The organism is Brachyspira sp. (assembly GCF_029258575.1).
Lineage (GTDB): Bacteria > Spirochaetota > Brachyspiria > Brachyspirales > Brachyspiraceae > Brachyspira.
Map to the genome: position 1 here is coordinate 21,840 of NZ_JARHYI010000078.1, position 20,207 is coordinate 42,046.

Here is a 20,207-nt window from a genome sequence, read left to right on the forward strand (position 1 = left end):
ATGATATATAATTTTGTTTATTATTAGGACGTATTATGAATATAACAGATAAATACAATTTAAGTATGAATAGTGCTAATTTAGCTAAGTTAGATAATGCTAAAAAACAATATGGAAATGCTAAATTTTCTATAGGAGATACTTCTTCTTCAGAAAATAGTAATGCAGTATCAAAATATGATAAAGAATTTGAAAAAAAACGTTTAAGACAGGTTTCAGAAGATTTTGAAGCTTTGATGATTAATCAGATGCTCAAGGAAATGAGAAAAACTGTTGATAAAAGCGGTTTAATAGATGGCGGTATGGCAGAGCAGATATTTGAAGATATGCTTTATGATGAATATGCTAAAGAATTTTCAAAAACAAAAACTTTTGGTCTTGCAGATATTATATACAATCAAATGGAAAAATATATTTGATATTTTATAAATCCTTCTAATTATTTTTATATAAGGATTTTTTATTTATAAATTCTATGATTAAAATATTAAAACTTGTATTTGTATCTTTTATAATACTTTTCATAAATTATGACAGTAATAAATATGCAGATGAATATTATATTAATATAGATGAATTATGTTTAATCAAAAATATTACAGGTTTTCCATGTCCAAGCTGCGGTATGACAAGGGCTTATATAGAAGTTTTTAAATTAAATTTTAATAAGGCATTTCATTATCATCCTTTATTTATATTTCCTAGTATAATTTTTTTTATTACTATTTTTAGAGATAAATTAAAAATAGCAAATTATATATATAATAATTATTATATAATCATATCCGTATTATTAATTTTTATACTTGTATATTTTATAAGATTTATATTATTATTTCCAAATCAAGAACCTTTCACATATAATTATAACAGTAAATTTTATACAGTATTGAAAGCATTGATATATGTATTTAAATAGTTGTTTTTTATTCGTATATATTATATATTTATATTATAAACCGTATATTATATAATGAATTGTATATATATTATGTTTATTTGTGGGGGTATGTTTTTAACAATATTAATTTTTCAGATTAATATTTTATTGGTTTAATTTTATATATTGGTTTTAACGATAATTAAATATTATTTTAGGAATATAAAAAATGAGATCTTTTTTATTGGTATTGTTATTTATATTTTTATATTCCCCTCTATATCCTCAAGAGGACATTTTTCTTGAACCTGAAGATATACAAGTTGATATCGAAGGCTCTGAGAAGGTTAGTTCTGTTCATAAAGAAAAACAATTTCTTTTTGACAGATCTATTATTATAAGAAAAAGTCAAATAAAATCTTCCACATCAAAAAATATAGCAGAACTTATCAAAGAGCATGCCAATATAGATATAAAAAATAAAACAGTATATTCTCAATCTACACTTATATTGAATGGGGAAATACTGAAAAATGAAGAAAAGAAAATATATTTGTTTTTATTTGATAAAAATAATATAGATTCTATAGATATTAATTATCATGTATTAAGCGGAAAAATAGTTTATAATATATTAAGTAAAAAATATTCTAAATCTGAGGAACTTTTATATTTAAATTTATCAAGAGATGTGCAGCTAGAATCGGATAAAACTATCAAATACAAAAAAACCCAAACTAATGCGAGCAGATCCTCTGGTAAAATGAATTTGCTTGAATATAATATAAAAAATCAGAATAATAGTTCATTAAAATTTAGTGTAGATACTTCTGGAGAACAAAGAGGTTTCAGCAGTAAAAAGAGTACTTCAGCAGATTTTAGATCATATGTAAATGGAGATGTTAATTTTAATATAAGTCCTATAAAAGAGATAACTGTAACTGGTAAATATTTTCTTAATATGCAGACAGATATTGCTTTGCTTGGAAAAAATTACACTAATAATATAAAAAATCAAAATCTTTATCAAGGTGGTAATATTAAACTTGCATTCAAACCTCATAGTATAGTTACATTAGAAGCTTTGTATTTTATAAGTTCTAAAAAAGATTTATTGACAAATAATAATCAATATCTTACTACTCAGGGAAGTAAAACAAGTATAATATTTAATATACCTATTAAAAATATTAATTCAACTATAAGAATAAAGGGTAATTATTCATATTTGGTAGGTAAAAATTTATATAATGTAAATGTTAATAATAATAATTTACCAGGACTTCCTAGACATCAATTCAATACTTCATTGGAATATATATACAGAAAAAATAAAGATTTTGAAGCCAGTATACTTTTGAATGTGCAGTATATAGGAGATCAATATAATAATACAACAAAAGCAGAATTTGATAAGGCTTATACTACTTTTGATATAATGAGTTTATGGGTATTAAAAAAAGATATATCTATTAAATTTGGGATAAAAAATGTATTGGATATTAAATATGAAACTATTAAAGGATATCCTATAGCAAGCCGTGAATATTTTGTAAATGTAACAGCAAAGCTCAAATAATATAATTATAATTCAATATTTACTTATTTTTATAAAATAGTATAATAATAATATTATGAAAAAAACATTTCTTATTATTGACGCTTTTGGTATACTATATAGATACCATTTTATTTTTTTGAAAAGACCTCTTTTAAACTCTAAGGGGCAGAATGTTTCATCTATTAATGGCTTTATGAGAACTTATTTCTCTCTAATCAATACATATCCAGCAGAATATACTGCTATAGCATTAGATAGTTCGAGAAAGACTTTTAGAAATGAAATATATAAAGAGTATAAAGAGAATAGAGAGAGTATGCCTGATGATTTGAGAAGTCAGATACCTATACTATATAATCTCATAGATGCTTTGGGAATATCTAGAATAGTTTTGGATAATTATGAGGCTGATGATATTGTTGGAACTATTGCAGAAAAAAACAAAAAAGAAAATATCAAAACTATTATTTATTCTCCTGATAAAGATATACTTCAGCTTGTAGATGATGATGTTAGAGTAGTAGCAAGCAATAAAGATAATGAGCTTATGGAGTATGATAAAGAGGCTGTTAAAGAGAAAAGAGGAGTTTATCCTAATCAAATAATAGATTTACTTTCTTTGATGGGAGATGCTTCTGATAATATACCTGGTGTAAAGGGAGTAGGTGAGAAAACTGCTATAAAACTTCTTGAAGAGTATAATAGTTTAGACGGCATATATGAAAATATTGACTCTATTAAAGGCAAACTTCAGGAAAAATTACTTGAATCAAAAGATAATGCCTATATGAGTTATAAACTTGCTACAATTGAAAGAAATATTAAAGATTTTAATTTAGATTATAATAAAATAGAAAGTAGTAAAATTAATGCTGAAGAAGTTAATAAGATATTAGATGAATTAGAGTTAAAGCAGATAAGAGATAAAATTAATTCTTATATATATGGCTCTTCTTCAAAAAAAGATGAAAAAGTAAAAATTTCTGATGATAATGCTAAAAAGGAAGAAACAGCAATATTAACTGCAAAAGATAATAAAGCAAGTTATTATTTGATAGAAAATGAAACAGAACTTCAAAATCTTATAAATGATATTAACAGTAAAAAACTTGTATGCATAGACTTTGAAACTACAGGACTAGATACATTTAAAGATACTATAATAGGAATTTCTTTTGCCATAAAATCGAATGAAGCTTTTTATTTGGATTTAAGCGGAAGAACAAAAATAGATAAAGAAAAATGTATGAATCTTGTATTTGATACTTTAGCAAGTGAAGATATAAAGGTTATAGGGCATAATCTCAAATACGAATATAAGATGATGAGGGCTATAAGTAAAAGTTTTGGAAATATGTATTTTGATACTATGGTAGCTGCATATTTGATTAATCCTACTAGAGGAAGATACAATATGGACGATTTAGCCATTGCTTATCTTTCATACAATACTATTAAATATAGTGATTTAACTGATAATGCTAAAAAGACTTTATTAGATGTTCCTTTAAAAGATGTTGTTGAATATGCATGCGAAGATGCTGATATAACATTTAGATTTTATGAATGTTTTGCTCCTCTTTTGAAAACTCATAATCTTGAGGATTTATTTTTTAATATAGAAATGCCTCTTGTAAGTGTTCTAGCTGATATGGAATTTGACGGTGTTTATATAAGTAGCGAAAAGATGAAATCATTATCCGATGAATATACTTTGCTTTTAGAAAAGACAAAAGAGAAAATATATTCTGAGGCTGGAGAGGAGTTTAATTTGCAGTCTCCTAAACAGCTTGAGTATATATTATTTGATAAGATGGCAATAGCTCCTTTAAAGAAAACTAAAACAGGATTTTCTACAGATGAAGAGGTATTAACAGAACTTGCCCAAAAGGAAAAGATAGCTGAATATATGCTAACATACAGAAAGTATGCAAAATTAAAAAATACTTATCTTGATGTTTTCCCTACTTTGATAAATGAAAAAACAGGAAGAATACATGCTTCATTCAATCAAACTGTAACAGCTACAGGAAGATTATCATCATCAGAGCCTAATTTGCAGAATATACCTGTGAGAGGCGAAGAAGGAAGAGATATAAGAAATACATTCATAGCAGAAAAAGGAAATTTACTTATAGCTGCCGACTATTCTCAGATAGAATTAAGATTATTAGCACATTTCAGTAATGATCCTGCATTAGTTGAAGCATTTAAAAATAATGATGATATTCACAGAAAAACAGCAATGAAAATATATTCTGTGAGTAAAGATCATGTAACTGCTTCTATGAGAAACATTGCTAAGATAATAAACTTCTCTATAATATATGGTAAAACAGCTTTCGGGCTTTCAAAGGAACTTGGAATAAAGAGAAAGGAAGCTGATGATTTTATAAATGGATATTTTTCTACTTATTCGAGAGTAAAACCATTCTGTGAGGAAGTAGTTAATGATGTTAGAGAGAAAGGATATGTGCGTACTATGTGCGGAAGGATTAGAGATTTATCAAAGACTATAAATTCATCTAATGCTATGGCTAGAAATGAGGCTGAGAGAATGGCTTTGAACACTCTTATTCAGGGAAGTGCAGCTGACATGATAAAGGTTGCTATGGTTGCTATACATAAAGAGTTTAAAAATCATTTGAAAACCGCTAGAATAGTTATGCAAGTTCATGACGAATTGGTGGTTGAAGTTTCTGAAAAAGAAGCTGATAAGGCTATGACTATAATGAAAGAGATAATGGAACATTCAGTAAAAGCTAATGTACCTATAATAGTTGATATACATAAAGGAAACAGCTGGGGAGAGGTTCACTAATTATGCCTATTTTTAATAAATTATTACATTCTAGTATAAGAAACAAATTATCAAAAAATATTTGTGATAATTTGAAAAGCATATCTATTGAGGCTAAAGAGTCTGAATATGTAAATTATATACCTATACATTATAATTCTTTGGAAAATCCTAATTATATATGTTCTATAAAAGACTGTATAGTTTATTCAGATTGGGGATTTATATTTACAAATAATGGAAAGTTGATAAAAGATAATTTATCTTCTGATGTTTTAAATTACAGAAGCGAATTACCAGGAAGATTTTTATTTTATAAGTTTAGAAAAAAATTAAAAATTAAGGGAAATGTTTTTGTATTGAAATCTCAGTGGCATATTTATTACGGGCATTGGATTCATGATATATTATCAAGATTATTTATACTAAGAGATTCAGGTTTATTTGATAAAATAGATACTTTTATAATAAGCGAAGGTTGTAAAGCCAAGTTTTATAGAGAAAGTCTTGAGCTTTTTGGTGTAAAGAATATTATAAATGTACCAGATGAAAAAAAAATAGAATGCGAACATTTATTTTTTAGTTCTTTTCCATGTTTATTACCTTCAAAACCTTTTAAATGGGAATGTGATAAATTTTTAGAGTTCACAAAAGGATTATTAAAAAAAGTAAATATTGATTTTTATGATAAAATATATATAAGCCGTAAAAAAGTAAAAACTAGAAATATTTTAAATGAAAAAGAAATGATTGATATACTTGAGGCATTAGGATATAAAGTTATTTATCCTGAAGACTATTCTATAGCAGAACAATTTTGCCATTTTAATAAAGCTGAAAAAATAATATCTGTTTTAGGAAGCGGTTTGACTAATATTGTATGTTGCAGTGATAAAACTTCTGTTCTTGGTATAGTAACTAGTATTAGATATGAAGATACTTATAGATATATATGTGATACAATAGGAATGAAATATTTTGAATATATATAGGATAATCCTAATAATATTCGTTATTTCTTCAATATAAAGGATAGAGATAAATATAATTTTTATATAGATTTAAATAAATTCAAAAAAGTATTAGAAGACTTTGAAAAGAATTAATAATTATTTTGTAAAACCTTTAGTTTCTTCAAAAAGTTCTATATAATTTTTGATGCCTTTAGCAGCAGCTTTCACCATTTTTATTCTTGTTTCTTTTGTGCTTAAAAATTTGGCATCATCAGGATTGGTAATAAAACCTGTTTCTATAAGTACAGCTGGCATTATCGAGCCTTTCAAAACATAAAATAAAGCATTCTGTACAGGTATAGGTCTTTTTACCACTCCATCAACTTTAAATACTTCTTCAGCGATAGATTCAGCTAATAATCTGCTTTCTTTCTGATACTGTTCTATAAGCATATAATTATGTGTAAGCTGAGAAGAATCTTTTTCATATTGTGAAGTATCTATTTTATTGAATTTTACTAAAGCTTCATTTTCAAACATTGATACGGCTCTTGCATATTCACTTGATTCCTGAGCACTTACGAAATACACTTCAAAACCTCTAGCTCTAGGACTAAATGAAGCATTAGCATGAATACTTATAAATAATGCATTTTTGGATTTATCAGTATTTATTTTTGCAGTTTCATTTGCTATTTTAAAACGTTCTTCAAGTGTAGGATATGTATCTCCCGTTCTTGTTAAAACTATTTTTACATTAGGAAGTATTTCTTCAAGTTCTTTTTTTAATTCCAATGAAAAAGGAAGAACTATATTTTTTTCAAATATTTTATCTACGCCTATAGTTCCTGGATCTTTACCACCATGTCCTGGATCTATTATTATTGTGGATATAGTTTTTTCATTGAATTTATTAACAGCAGGATTAAAAGCATTTTTCAAATCTTCTAATTTTATATTAAGATTATTTAATTTAACCTTATCATTATTCTGACTGTATAATAAAAAGTATGTACTAAATAATAGAATTAATACAACAATAAAAAATAATGTTATTCTTCGTTTTCTTTTATTTCCTCTGAATAACCGCATTCTTCCTTGATACAAACTTTAAACAATCCTTTGTTTTTAATATTCTTTTCAACCATAAGTCCGTTGCATTTAGGACAAGGTTCCTGTATAGGCTTATCCCAGCTTACAAAATCGCATTTAGGATAATTGGAACATCCGTAGAATTCTCTTCCTCTCTTTGAACGCTTCAATGTGATATCTCCGCCACATTTAGGGCATACACCAAAAGATATTCCTTTAGTGTTTTTACATTCAGGAAATCCTGAACAAGCAATGAAATATCCATATCTTCCAAACCTTTTAATCATTTTCTTACCACATTTCTCACATACAAAATCAGTTTCTTCATTGAAAAAGTCTTTCATATTGTTTATATTTTCAGTAGCTGTTTTCAATGTATCCAAAAAATGAGGATAGAATTCTTTTAATATGTTATTCCATTCTATATTATCGTCTTCTATTTTATCAAGTTTACTTTCCATGTCGGCTGTGAAGTTAATATTTACGAGTTCTGGGAAATTTTCGCTAATAAGTTCATTAACTAGCTTTCCTAATTCTGTAGGTACTAACTGTTTTCCTTTTCTCTGTACATAATGCCTTGATATTATTGTTTTGATAGTTGGGGCATAAGTAGAAGGTCTGCCTATACCTGATTCTTCTAGTATTTTTACCAATGAAGCATCTGTATATCTTGGCGGAGGTGTTGTAAAATGCTGCTGAGGATTATTTTCAACAAATTCACAAACATCATCTTTCGATAAATTAGGCATTTTAGAGGCTTTTTCCTTATCTTCTTTATCTATTGTAAGAACCTTCATAAATCCGTCAAATTCTATTTTTGAAGAAGAAAGAGAGAATTCGCAATCTCCTGCCGATATTATAGCCCTTGTATTTTTCATTTTCGCAGGAAGCATCTGAGAAGATACAAATCTCTCCCATATAAGTTTATACAGTTTATATTGATCTGTTTTTAAATATTCTTTAATGCTGTCTGGAGTTAAAAATACATTAGTAGGTCTTATAGCTTCGTGAGCGTCCTGAGCATTCTTTTTTACCGAATAAGTAGGAGGCTCTGAAGGAAGATAGTTATTTCCATACTCTTTACCTATAAACTCTCTAGCTTGTTCCTGAGCCACAGGAGATATTCTTACACTATCGGTACGCATATAAGTTATTAATCCTGTTGCTTCTCCTGCTATATCAATACCTTCATAAAGCGACTGAGCTACCTGCATAGTTTTTGAAGCACTGTATCCTAATGCACTGCTTGCAGCCTGCTGAAGTTTACTTGTAGTATATGGAGCTGTAGGGTTTCTTAATCTGTCTTTTACTTCTATGCTTGAAACAGTATAAGTTTTATCTTTAAGATGTTCCATTATATCTTCAACATCTTGTTTAGTTTTTAAATCAGGTTTTTCGCCTTTATATTTTTGAAGTTCTGCCAAAAACTCTTTATTTTTATGCTTTAAAAATACTCCGAAAGTCCAATACTCAACAGGTACAAAAGTTTCAATTTCATCTTCTCTGTTACATATGATAAGCAAAGCAACATTCTGTACTCTTCCAGCAGAAAGTCCTCTCTTTATTTTATCCCAAAGTAACGGACTTAAATTATAACCTATAAGCCTGTCTAATACTCTTCTCGCCTTTTGAGCATTAACTTTTGAAATATCTATATCTCTAGGCTGATCAATAGCTTCTTTTAATGCATCTTTTGTTATTTCATGAAAAACTATTCTCTTTATAGGTACTGCAGAATTAACTCCTCTGATTTTATTTCCTATATGCCAAGCAATACTTTCACCCTCACGGTCATCGTCCGCAGCAAGAAGTACTTCTTCTGCCTTTTTAGCTTCTTTTTTCAAATTATTCAATATTTTGGCTCTTCCTCTTATAGTGATATATTCAGGTTCAAAGCCATGATCAACATCTATAGCCAGTCTGCTTCTAGGTAAATCTATCAAATGCCCCATTGAGGACATTACTAAATAATCATAGCCTAAATATCTGTTAATTGTTTTTGCTTTTGCAGGAGACTCCACTATAACAAGTTTTTTCTTTTTTGATTCTTTTTTAGTCTTTTTGCTTTCTGTTTTTTTTACTTTTTCTTCTGTTGTATTAGGCATAGTTAAATCTCCTTTAATATCTAAAAGTTATATATAATATTTTCTATTTTTCTATAGTATAATATTTTCCTGATAATTGCTTTATAATACCTTTTATCTCCAATTGCATTAATATGGAAGCGGCTGACTGCACTTTCATATTGCTTTCTTCTGCAATTTCATCAATATGTATTTTATCTGATTGTTTTATTATATCATAAAGTGATTTTTCATCTTCTTCTAAATTTAATTCTGTATCATTTTTTTTATTTTTATTAATCTTTCTATCTTTTTTAGTTATTTCTACTGCATTATTATTTTTTATTTCCTGAGTATTTTTAGCATCCTTTTTTGGTATTTCTAATGCTTTTGAATTTTTTACTCCTATATCTCCGCCTTCAAAATATTTCAATTTCATTTTAGTATAATCATCATCATTAGAAAATATAGAATCAAAATCCTCTAATATATCCATAAAATTATAAGCTATTTTAGCACCGTCTTTATATAATTTATGATTTCCAAAATAACAGCTTTTTTTCTCATCATAAGGAGCAATATAAACATCTCTTCCTTGATTAAGTGCATAATCAACCGTTATTAAGGCTCCAGATTTGCTTGCTGCCTCTACCATAACAACAGCATATGAAAGTCCTGATATAATTCTATTTCTTCTAGGGAAATTCATTCTATCTGGTTTTCTTCCTATTTCAAATTCACTTACTATAATACCTTTTTCTGATAATTTATTGTATATTTGTAAGTTTTCAGAAGGATAAACATTATCAATACCATTTCCCAAAACAGCTGTCGTATTTATATTAGAAGATATAGCACCAAAATGTGCTTCTCTATCAACTCCTTTAGCCATTCCTGATACAACAGTTATATTCATAGATGATAATTTACTAGCTAGTTCAAAAGAATATTTACGGCTTTCATTTGTAGGCTCTCTTGTACCAACTATAGCTATAGCATTCCTTCTTAACTTTTTTAAATCTCCCTTATAATAAAGTATATATGGAGGATTATCTATTTGCTTCAAATTAAATGGATATTCCTCATCAAATAAACTAAGTATTCCTATACCGTAATCATTTGATTTTTCTACTATTGTTTGAGCTTTATCCAATATTTCATTTTTATTGAAATTTCCTATTTGAGATTTGAATTTTTTTTCTAATAATTCCTTTATATTTTCTTCATTATCCTCAAAAATATTTTCTATTGATTCATAATGATTAATAAGCTGGGATATTCTTTTATCTCCTACTTTATCAATTTGATTCAAAGCTATCAAATAAGTTTTTATACTGTAATTTTTACTCAATTTTGCTGTCCTATAATTTGATTAATATTATTCAAAACAGTTTGTTTTATACTATTTTCAACAGGCATATTTAGTATTTTTCTATATGCTGCCACTGCTTCTTTATAATTTCCTCTACTATATTGTATTCTAGCCAATAAAAATAAATAATCTACATTGTCTGGGCTTATTTCAACAGCCTTTTTTATATTCTCAAACGCTTCATCATAATTTTCCTGCTGCAATCCTTTTAACGATGCTAAAGCTGCATAGTAATTTGCATTATTAGGATCTTTACTTATTGCAAATGTTATATTATTTTCTGCTCTTTGCATAAAATTACTTTTTTTCTCAAAAGTATCTGCACTCTCTACCAAATTCACATAAGATATTCCAAGTCCGTATCTTAAATAAGGACTGTTTGGGAGTATTTTTAATGCTTCTGAAAAATATTTAGCAGAATATACATATTGCTGTTTTACTAAACTTCTCTCTGCTAATACCCTATAAACTGCGGCAAGTCTGTCCTGAGCATATACTTTCTGATTTATAATATCATTATATGTAGAAGTTATTTCAAGCAAAGCTTTATCATCATCTTCATTTTTGCCTTTTTCATATAAATTATAAGCTCTATTTAAATTAAATCTATTTCTAAACACTTGTTTATTACAGGACATAACAGATAAAAAACAAATTATTAATATAATATATTTAAAAATTTCTTTCATTTAATTTTCCTCTTTAATTATAATATATAATAAATAGAAAAAGTAAAGAAAATTATTAATATAATAGTACATAATTATTAAAAATATAGTATCATAATATGAAAATATACTATATTTTGTATTGTAAACTTATTTTAATCTATTTTTTTATTGATAATTATTATCAAAAAAGGTATTATTTAAGGAATATAATATCCGTTTTTATTTTATTTTTATCTATATTTTTAAATACTTCTTCAAACATATATTTATAATTATTTAATTGATACTGATATTTATTTATATTATATTCACTTTTTTTTGAAGTTTTATAATCTAAAATATAATATTCATTATTTTTATTTTTTGTTATAATATCAATTTTTCCAGTTATCATTTTTTCTCCGTCATAATGCTGAAAAGTATGCTCTCTTGAAACTATTTCTTCATCGCCTTGTAATATATTCTGTATATGTTCATTTTTAAATAGTTTTTCAAATGCTGTATTTAAACTTTCTGTTAATTGTTCTCTATTATAATGATTATTGCTTTTTAAAATATATGATTTTATTTTTTCTAAATATTTTTCTTTTTCTTTTTTGTATTTATTAAAGTCAAAGTATTCAAGCATTTTATGTATTATTATTCCTATATCTTTATAGGATATAAACTCTATATCTTCACTGTATTCGTTATTTTCTGTATTATTTATATCATTTTCAAGTTTTGATATTTTTCTATTGAGAAGATCCGATATATTAACATAATTTCTATTTGATAAATTTGATTTATTCAAAGAAGGATTAATATTTTCTATTACTTTATTTAGATTTTCTTTTTTATTTTCCTTATTAAGTGCATTTATTTTTTGTTTTATGATTTCAGTATCATTTTTATTTATTTCTTCTTCAGGTTTAATTGAAATACCATATAAATATGCATCTATAAATTTATTTTCTATATTATTAATTTTAATTAGTCCTTTTGTATCTTCACTTATAATATCAGATTTATAATTTTTTATTGTGTTTCCAAAATATGTATTTATATATGCTCTGTATGTATCTCCTTTTAGATGCTCTCCTGAAAGTATTAAATTATTAGAGGCACGGGTAAGGGCAACATACAATAATCTTTTCTTTTCTGAAATTTCTCTTTTTTTATTTGCTTCTGCATTTGATTTTGAGAAATCTATAGTATAATATCTATTTTTGACAGGAAGTCTTATAAAAGATGAATCCTCTATAAAATCAAAATCAGATAAATATGATTTTATTTGATTACCCATTCCAGCAGCAAATACATTATTAAATTCTAATCCTTTAGATTTATGTATAGTCATTATTTTTACAGATTCTACTGATAATTTAGGTATTGCAGAATAGGCTTCATTATCATTTGCATTTTTTAAATTAAGTACAAAGTCATATATATTATTTCCTGTTTGATTTTCAAAATCATTTGCTATAGTTTTTAATTTTTCTATATTGGCATATGAAATTTCTGCATCATTCATAGTCATTAAATAATTATAGAAATTGGTATCAATGCATATAGTTTCTATTATATTAGATGCATTCATCATAGGTATTTTGCTTTCTATGCTATTTAATATTTCTTTTGCTTTTATTAATTGATTATAATAGCTTTTAGATTTTGCTATATTTTCTATATCTTTATAATTATCTTCGCTGTATTTCATTTTAGGAAAATAATCTTTTATATCCAAGCCTTTTATATGCAAACTGAATAAAAAGTCAGATAAATTATTAATATCAATATCAAATAATTCGCTTCTTAAAAGTTCAGGAAGTTTTGCATGATCTCTTAATATTAAATATTCTAAAAATGTTTTTATTAATACAATTTCTTCTCTTAAATAAAATTTATTACCGCCGTCTATATAGTATGGTATTTTATAATCGGATAGTGCTTTCAAATATTTGTCTAATCTATTAAATGTCTGAAGAAGTATCACTGTATTTTTATAATCATTGCTGTAATTATTTTTTATATATTCAGCTATCGCATAAGCTTCCAATTCTGCTTTATCATCAGCATATAAATGAATACTTTCATCTTCTATATTATTATTAAATATTAATATAGATGCTGATTTATTATTAGTTTTTTTATTATAATCTAAATCATCTTCATCTTTATAATTAATATCATCATCAATAAATACCGTGCTTTTAAAAAAATCATTAAAGAAATCTATCAGCATAGAATTGCTTCTATAATTGTCTTTTAAATATCTAACATAATCTATGAAATTTTTTTGAATATCTGTAAATGCATATAAATTAGCATTTCTAAATCTGTATATTGACTGTTTTCTATCACCTACTATCATTAATTTTTTATCAGTTTTCGTATTATCTTTAATATCTCTATGACCGAATACTATTAAATTGATGAAGTCAAATTGAAGAATACTTGTATCCTGTGCCTCATCTAATATTAATGTGGATATATTATCTCTAATCTCTTTTGATATATTATCATTTTCTAATGCTTCTATTGCCTTATACATCATATCTTCATGAGAGTATATTCCTATATTTGATTTTACTTTTTCTATATGATTATAAGTTTCTCTTATAAAATTGATAACTGCCTTATAATTTTCTTCATTGTACAGTATATTAACATAATTAAGCATATCATTAGAGAATATTTTTAAATCATCTAATAATGCTGTAAACTCATCATGTTTTGTATTACCCAAACTGGCACCACATATTCCAGATAATGCTATTCTTATATGCTCATAATCTTCTGCTTTTAATTCTTTTATTTTTTCTTTGTTTTTTATTAAATTAATTTTTTGCAGAAGAACAGATATTTTATTTTTGCATTTAGTTATATATGAACCGCTTTTTAAATTATCGTTTATAAGTTCTATACTGTGATTGTATATATTATTGTAAGTATCATTATATTTTTTATTATCTATTTCTATGAATCCCAATGCACTTTTTTCAAATTCATCTATATTTTCAAGTCTTGGTTTTATTTTTAATAGAAAATGCAGTATTTTTTGTGCAAATTGATTTTTAGTTTCTTCTGTAGATATTCTATATAAAGTTCTTATAGTTTTTGTATATTCAGGTTTTCTTAAAACATTTAAAATTTCGCTTTTTAATGTTTCCTGAATATCTATGCTGTCTTCTAGTATTGATATATTAGGCGGTATAGATAGATGCATTGCATTTTCCATTGCTATTGAATTGGCAAATGCATTTATAGTTGAAATTTTGGCACTTGTGAGAATATCTCTATAAACATTCTGCCAGTATTTTTTTTCTTTTAAAAGTTTTTCACTATTTGTTTGTTTGATTTCATCTATTTTATTTCTTACTTTAGACCTTATTCTAAAAAGCATTTCATTAGCAGCTGCCTTGGTGAAAGTAATAACTACTATATTTGATACTTTTTCTCTATTTTCTAATAATCTTAAATATATTTCAGTTATAGTACTTGTTTTACCTGTACCTGCAGATGCATTAACGAAGCATAAGCCATTATCTTCAAAGCATTTTATTATATCTTTCTGTTTTTCATTTAAATTGAACATAATACTTTTATAATAACATGAATATATAATAATTCAAATTAAAATGCTTGAAAAATATATTATATATATTATTATAGAAACTTGGTTAATATCATTATTATTTTGGAGATTTTATGAATAAAAATAATATAGGCTATGTTTTTTTTATAGCTTTTATATTTTTGTCTATATTTATAATGTATAAATTGTTAAAACCATTCGGCATGATAATATTTTTTGCCGTTGTTTTTTATGTGGTATTAAATCCTCTTTTTATAAAAGCTATGGGTAAAAGCTATAGAAAAACTGATAAGCTTTCAATGATAAAAAAAAATACTTTAGCTTTACTATTTTCTTTGATATCTTTAATAATATTTTTGGTTCCTACAAGCATACTGGCTTATACTATAATAGTTCAGCTTATAGATATATCTAATATTGGTATTAAGTACTTCATGAATCTTGATGTTAATGAGGTTATAAATAATTCTAATATAAATAATTTTCTTAAATCTCTGCCTATAGATGTTTCTATGGGAACTATATTAAGAAGGATACAGGAGTCTTCACTTTCAAATTTGACTTTTATAAGTTCATATTTAACTCAGAATGTAGCAGGTTTTTTAAAAAGTACAGGAAGTTTTGTTAGTTCATTTATATTTATGATGTTTTCTTTATTCTTTTTCTTTATCGACGGAGAGTATTTAATAGCACAGGTTAGAACATTGGTGCCTATAGAAGAGAAATATTTAGACAGAATGATTAAGCAGGTTTCTGAAGGTATAAAGGGTATTGTTTTCGGAAATTTGTTCACAGGTATATTTCAGGGGGGCTGTGCTTTTATAGTGTATACTGTATTCGGAGTTACTAATTCATTTACTTTTGCCTTTCTTACTATAATAGCTTCTTTTATGCCTATAATAGGTACCACTATAATATGGATTCCTTTGGGTATATTGTTTATAATTAACGGAGAAATAGTTAGGGCTATAATATTTATTGTATGCTCTTGGTTCTTTATTACTATACCTGATAATTTTGTGCGTCCTTTGCTTCTTGGAAATAGAATAGAGCTTCATCCATTATTTATTTTCTTTTCTATACTTGGAGGCGTATTATTTTTCGGACTTTCTGGAATAATATTGGGTCCTTTGAGTTTTATACTATTCTTTGAAATTATGAAAATATATAATGAAGAGCGTTTGCTTGGAGATAAAAAATATAGAATTTCAAAAAAGAGAAGATTATCGAGAAATAAGCAGTAAATTGAAGAGTTTTTATCTATGGTAAATATGACAAAAATATTGATTATAGGAATGAATTACATAGGGGATACCATATTCATTACTCCACTTATAAGAGCATTAAAAAAACATTATAATGATTGTACTATAGATGTTGTAAATGGTGCTAGAGGAATAGATATATTAAAGGAAAATCCGTATATAAATAATATAATAGTTAGAGATGATAAAGTATCAGAATATATAAAAAATCAAAATTATGATATAGGCATTACTGCAACAACTGCATTTTATGGAGCTTCACTTTTGTATAATGCTAAAATACCTATAAGGGCTGGAGTAAATAGTGAATGCAGAGGATTTTTACTTAATAAAAAAACTTCTTGGAAAAAACATAAAAGACATATAGTTGATACTATTCTTTCTGTATTAAAGCCTATGAATATACAGTCAGACGGAATAAATACAGAAATTTTTTTAAGCGAAAAAGAAAATGAATTCGGTATTAATAAAATAAAAGATTATAAAAATGCTTTACTTGTTCATGGAGGAGCTACAAGAATAAGTAAGAGATATGGTATAGATAATTTTTCTAAACTTATAGATATGTTTTATAAAGAAAAACAAGTTCCTATAATATTGATAGGCTCTAAAGATGATACGGAATTCTCTGATGAGATGAAAAAAAGATTAGGAAATATAATAGCCGATGATTTTACTGCTAAATTAAATATTAGAGAACTCATATCTGTAATAAAACATTCTTATGCATTAATCGGAGGCGATAGTGCACCTTTACATATAGCAAATGCTTGCGGTATATATTCTATAGGTATATTCGGAGATACTCTGCCTTATATTTACGGGACTAGGGGAGATAAAGCTATTAATATAGAGGCTAGAAAAAAATATTGTACGGCATTAAAAAGTTTTCATTGCGAGTATATAAAAAGAGGATGCAAAACTATTGATTGTTTAAATAAATTTAGACCTAAAGAAATACTTCCTTCTCTTTTATCCGTTTATAATAATTTTAATTGATATTTATAATTTTTATAAATTCAAAAATTTTAATTATGATTTGCTGTTTTGAAATGTTATTTAATACTGTTATACCTTTATCATCATTACATCTTTTAATTTGAATTTGCCTAATAGTTTTGAATATTTATCTCCTATTATTTATTATAGGAAAATATTATACTGATTATATAAAATAATATAATAATGCCTTTAGCACTACAAATACATCATATCGTATACAATGGTTATCATATTGGCATTTTCTTTTATGATTTGAAAAAAGAATTTTATGAATTCAATTCATTATCTTAAATTCTTTATTGAAAAAATATAACTTTAATTATATTATATATGTTATATAATAAAAAAATAGTTTTAATAAAAAATAAATGTTTTATAAAGCTTATAAGATACTGATATTATGAAAATTACATGATTTTGTTATTGTATAAATACTAAATTTTTATAATTAATTGAGGTTGATGATAATATGAAATGTTTGTTGAATAAATTCTATATATTTATATTTTTATCTATATTTTTTATATCCTGTGCTACAACTTACAAAAGTACATCAAGCAAAGGTGTATATGTTGGAGAAGAAACAGGAGAAATTGGAATAGTTAATAATTGGAAAAATCCTGATTTTAAAGGCGGTAAAACTACAAAAATAACTGCTGAAGGATATGCTTCTGCTGATGGAAGGGGTGAGGCAGATGCTATAGAGAGAGCCATTGAAAGTGCTAAAAGGAATGCAGTAGAACAGGCAGTGGGTTCTATAGTTCAAGGTAGTACTTTGGTTGAAAATAATAGGCTTATTAGCTCCAAAATATATGATAATACAACAGGATATATATCTTCGTATAGAGTGATTAATATAGCTAAATCAGGCTCTGTTTGGTATTCTAAAATAGAAGCTACAGTTGGTGTAGATATGATACAAGATAATCTTCAGGCTATGGGTATATTATTGGATAGAAAGAATATGCCTATTATAGTTGTTCTTGTTACAGATGAAACTGGAGAGCTTAGTGAATCTTTTAATGTAGAATTAGAAAAGAATATGAGTGAAAAAGGATTCAAATTTGTAAGTGCTTCATCATTAAAAAGCGTAATGAGAAGAGAAAATATCTCTTATGAAGATACAGTTGGATCCCGTTCATCAGATGCCGTTAAAAAAATAGCTGCTGCTACAGGGGCACAAATAGCAATAATAGGTAAGGCTAATGCTTCATTTTTTACCACTATACAAGGCACTGCTATGAAAAGTTATAGAAGCGATGTTGCAATTACAGCAATTAATATATCGGATTATACAACTATAGCAAGAGCTACTCATCAGGCTGGAGGTGTTGGAGGAAGCGACAGAGATGCACATTCTATAGCTTTGGTTAAATCGGCAGATTATGTATCTGATGATTTTGTTAATCAAATAGTAAAAAAATGGCAGAATGAAGTTCAAAATGGTACTGAATATACTATATATGTTAATGGGCTTAATTTTGATGAAGCTATAGGTTTTGAAGATGCTTTGAAAAAAAATATAAGCGGTTTGAAAAGTATTTATAATAGGGGAGTTTCAGGAGAATCTTCTAGGTATGTTGTAACTTATGTAGGGAGTAGCAGAGATTTAGCAGTTGATATCAATTCAAAAGCTGGAAATATGGGATATCAGATAATAATAAGAAGTTTTGATGATAAAACTATTACTTTAAAAGCTAGTAAAAGGTGATTTTATATGAAAGAGAAATTAGTAGTACATACTTGCTGTGCGGTTTGTATGAGTTATCCCCGTACTATACTTGAAGATTATGATACAGTATTTTATTTTTATAATCCTAATATATATCCTATCTCTGAATATGAGAGGCGAAGAGATGAATTTGTTAATTATGCAAAAGAATTGGGTATAAAAACTTATATAGATGAAAGTGATAATGATAAAAAAAATTGGTATTATGATATAAAGGGTTTTGAAAATGAGCCTGAAAAAGGTACAAGATGCAATATTTGTTTTAAGCATAGAATGAGAAAAGCTTTTGAATATGCTTCTAGTATTAATGCAGGATATGTAGCTACTGTTATGACTGTAAGCCCTCATAAAAATAGTAAGGTTATTGAGATAATAGGCAATAGTTTATCTGATGAATATAAAAAAATAAAATATTTGCATTTTGATTTTAAGAAAAAAGAAGGGTTTAAAAAAACTAATATAATAGCTAATGAAGTTGGACTTTATAGGCAGAATTATTGCGGATGTGAATTTAGTATAAGATAATATTTTATTTATTTTTTTCACTGTCTTTTATTATATCATTTAGATGATCTATCATATTTCCTATGAAATCTAATTTATTTTCTTCAAATTTTTTAAGTTTTTCTGATATTGCAAATATTTTTTCTTCGGAAGTTTTTAAATTGTATGGTTTCATATTTAATAATATATCTGGAGAAGTTTCTAAAGCTTTACAAATTTTGTTTAAATTTTTAATAGAGATGTTTCTGTTTCCAACTTCCACTCCTTGTAAATATTTACCTGAAAGTGAAGATTTCTCAGCTAATTCATCTATAGTCATTTTTTTACTTTTTCTTAATTCTCTTATATTTTGTCCTAAATTTTTTAATACTACTTCTGTTTCCATCATAAAAAACTCCATTTATACTTATGTCTAGTTATTTATGATATATAAAAATTTTATTTAAAAAAACAATTTATAATTTGATTATTAGTGAAAAAATTATATTTTTGGTATTTTATAATAGGTGTATTAGATTTGATTTTATATATAAAAAAGCTGCTAATATTAACTATCAGCAGCTGAAAAAAAAAATTTAATTAAGCATAAGTACTTAATTTTTCACCTACACCAGGTCTTATAGGTGCAGATACACCTTGAGGCTGAACACTTGACATTATTTTGTCAACAGCTTGAGCCTGCATATCTGATGTTTTTCTAATCATACTTAAAGAAATATCTTGTTTAAGCATTGC

Annotated in this window: 15 protein-coding genes; 9 read left to right on the forward strand and 6 right to left on the reverse strand. The window is 26.0% G+C overall.

The window, feature by feature from the left end; all coding sequences use genetic code 11:
- Nucleotides 1–35 precede the first annotated feature (35 nt).
- The 5 genes from Q1J76_RS06265 to Q1J76_RS06285 all read left to right on the forward strand — a co-directional run bounded on the left by Q1J76_RS06265 (nt 36) and on the right by Q1J76_RS06285 (nt 6,233).
- Complete coding sequence (locus tag Q1J76_RS06265) at nt 36–419, forward strand: rod-binding protein (protein WP_300368445.1); 384 nt, start codon at nt 36–38, stop codon at nt 417–419.
- 56 nt (nt 420–475) lie between these two features.
- Nucleotides 476–919 carry a DUF2752 domain-containing protein gene (locus Q1J76_RS06270; protein ID WP_300368448.1) on the forward strand — a complete coding sequence of 148 codons (444 nt, stop codon included), beginning with the start codon at nt 476–478 and terminating at the stop codon, nt 917–919.
- A gap of 190 nt (nt 920–1,109) precedes the next feature.
- Complete coding sequence (locus Q1J76_RS06275) at nt 1,110–2,459, forward strand: TonB-dependent receptor domain-containing protein (RefSeq protein WP_300368451.1); 1,350 nt, start codon at nt 1,110–1,112, stop codon at nt 2,457–2,459.
- A 55-nt stretch (nt 2,460–2,514) separates the two neighbouring features.
- A complete protein-coding gene (gene polA, locus Q1J76_RS06280) occupies nt 2,515–5,262 on the forward strand; it encodes a DNA polymerase I (RefSeq protein WP_300368454.1) in 2,748 nt (915 codons plus the stop codon).
- A gap of 2 nt (nt 5,263–5,264) precedes the next feature.
- Nucleotides 5,265–6,233 carry a glycosyltransferase family 61 protein gene (locus Q1J76_RS06285; RefSeq protein WP_300368457.1) on the forward strand — a complete coding sequence of 323 codons (969 nt, stop codon included), beginning with the start codon at nt 5,265–5,267 and terminating at the stop codon, nt 6,231–6,233.
- Nucleotides 6,234–6,350: 117 nt separating this feature from the next.
- Here Q1J76_RS06285 and Q1J76_RS06290 read toward each other — a convergent pair whose 3' ends face one another.
- The 5 genes from Q1J76_RS06290 to Q1J76_RS06310 all read right to left on the reverse strand — a co-directional run bounded on the left by Q1J76_RS06290 (nt 6,351) and on the right by Q1J76_RS06310 (nt 14,972).
- Nucleotides 6,351–7,301, reverse strand: a complete 951-nt coding sequence (locus Q1J76_RS06290) for an N-acetylmuramoyl-L-alanine amidase family protein (RefSeq protein ID WP_367182089.1) — start codon at nt 7,299–7,301, stop codon at nt 6,351–6,353.
- A complete protein-coding gene (topA, locus tag Q1J76_RS06295; RefSeq protein ID WP_300368462.1) occupies nt 7,247–9,391 on the reverse strand; it encodes a type I DNA topoisomerase in 2,145 nt (714 codons plus the stop codon). The genes Q1J76_RS06290 and topA overlap by 55 nt, the downstream gene beginning before the upstream one ends.
- Nucleotides 9,392–9,434: 43 nt before the next feature.
- Nucleotides 9,435–10,700, reverse strand: coding sequence for a DNA-processing protein DprA (dprA, locus tag Q1J76_RS06300; protein ID WP_300368465.1), 1,266 nt, complete (start codon nt 10,698–10,700; stop codon nt 9,435–9,437).
- The gene (locus Q1J76_RS06305; protein ID WP_300368468.1) at nt 10,697–11,410 is read right to left on the reverse strand and encodes a tetratricopeptide repeat protein; all 714 of its coding nucleotides are present in this window, start codon (nt 11,408–11,410) and stop codon (nt 10,697–10,699) included. Before Q1J76_RS06305 ends, dprA begins: the two co-directional genes overlap by 4 nt.
- A 175-nt stretch (nt 11,411–11,585) precedes the next feature.
- Complete coding sequence (locus tag Q1J76_RS06310) at nt 11,586–14,972, reverse strand: UvrD-helicase domain-containing protein (protein WP_367182091.1); 3,387 nt, start codon at nt 14,970–14,972, stop codon at nt 11,586–11,588.
- 110 nt (nt 14,973–15,082) lie between these two features.
- Here Q1J76_RS06310 and Q1J76_RS06315 point away from each other — a divergent pair, with 110 nt between their 5' ends.
- From Q1J76_RS06315 to Q1J76_RS06335, 4 genes are all read left to right on the forward strand, one after another.
- Complete coding sequence (locus Q1J76_RS06315) at nt 15,083–16,213, forward strand: AI-2E family transporter (protein WP_300368474.1); 1,131 nt, start codon at nt 15,083–15,085, stop codon at nt 16,211–16,213.
- Nucleotides 16,214–16,240: 27 nt separating this feature from the next.
- Nucleotides 16,241–17,233, forward strand: coding sequence for a glycosyltransferase family 9 protein (locus tag Q1J76_RS06320; protein ID WP_367182092.1), 993 nt, complete (start codon nt 16,241–16,243; stop codon nt 17,231–17,233).
- 472 nt (nt 17,234–17,705) lie between these two features.
- On the forward strand, nt 17,706–18,947 hold the full coding sequence (locus Q1J76_RS06330; protein WP_300368484.1) for a hypothetical protein: 1,242 nt from the start codon (nt 17,706–17,708) through the stop codon (nt 18,945–18,947).
- A gap of 6 nt (nt 18,948–18,953) precedes the next feature.
- Complete coding sequence (locus Q1J76_RS06335; protein ID WP_300368487.1) at nt 18,954–19,493, forward strand: epoxyqueuosine reductase QueH; 540 nt, start codon at nt 18,954–18,956, stop codon at nt 19,491–19,493.
- Between the two features lie 4 nt (nt 19,494–19,497).
- Here the strand turns inward: Q1J76_RS06335 and Q1J76_RS06340 are convergent, their stop codons facing one another.
- Nucleotides 19,498–19,860 carry a helix-turn-helix domain-containing protein gene (locus Q1J76_RS06340; protein WP_300368490.1) on the reverse strand — a complete coding sequence of 121 codons (363 nt, stop codon included), beginning with the start codon at nt 19,858–19,860 and terminating at the stop codon, nt 19,498–19,500.
- Between the last annotated feature and the right edge of the window lie 347 nt (nt 19,861–20,207).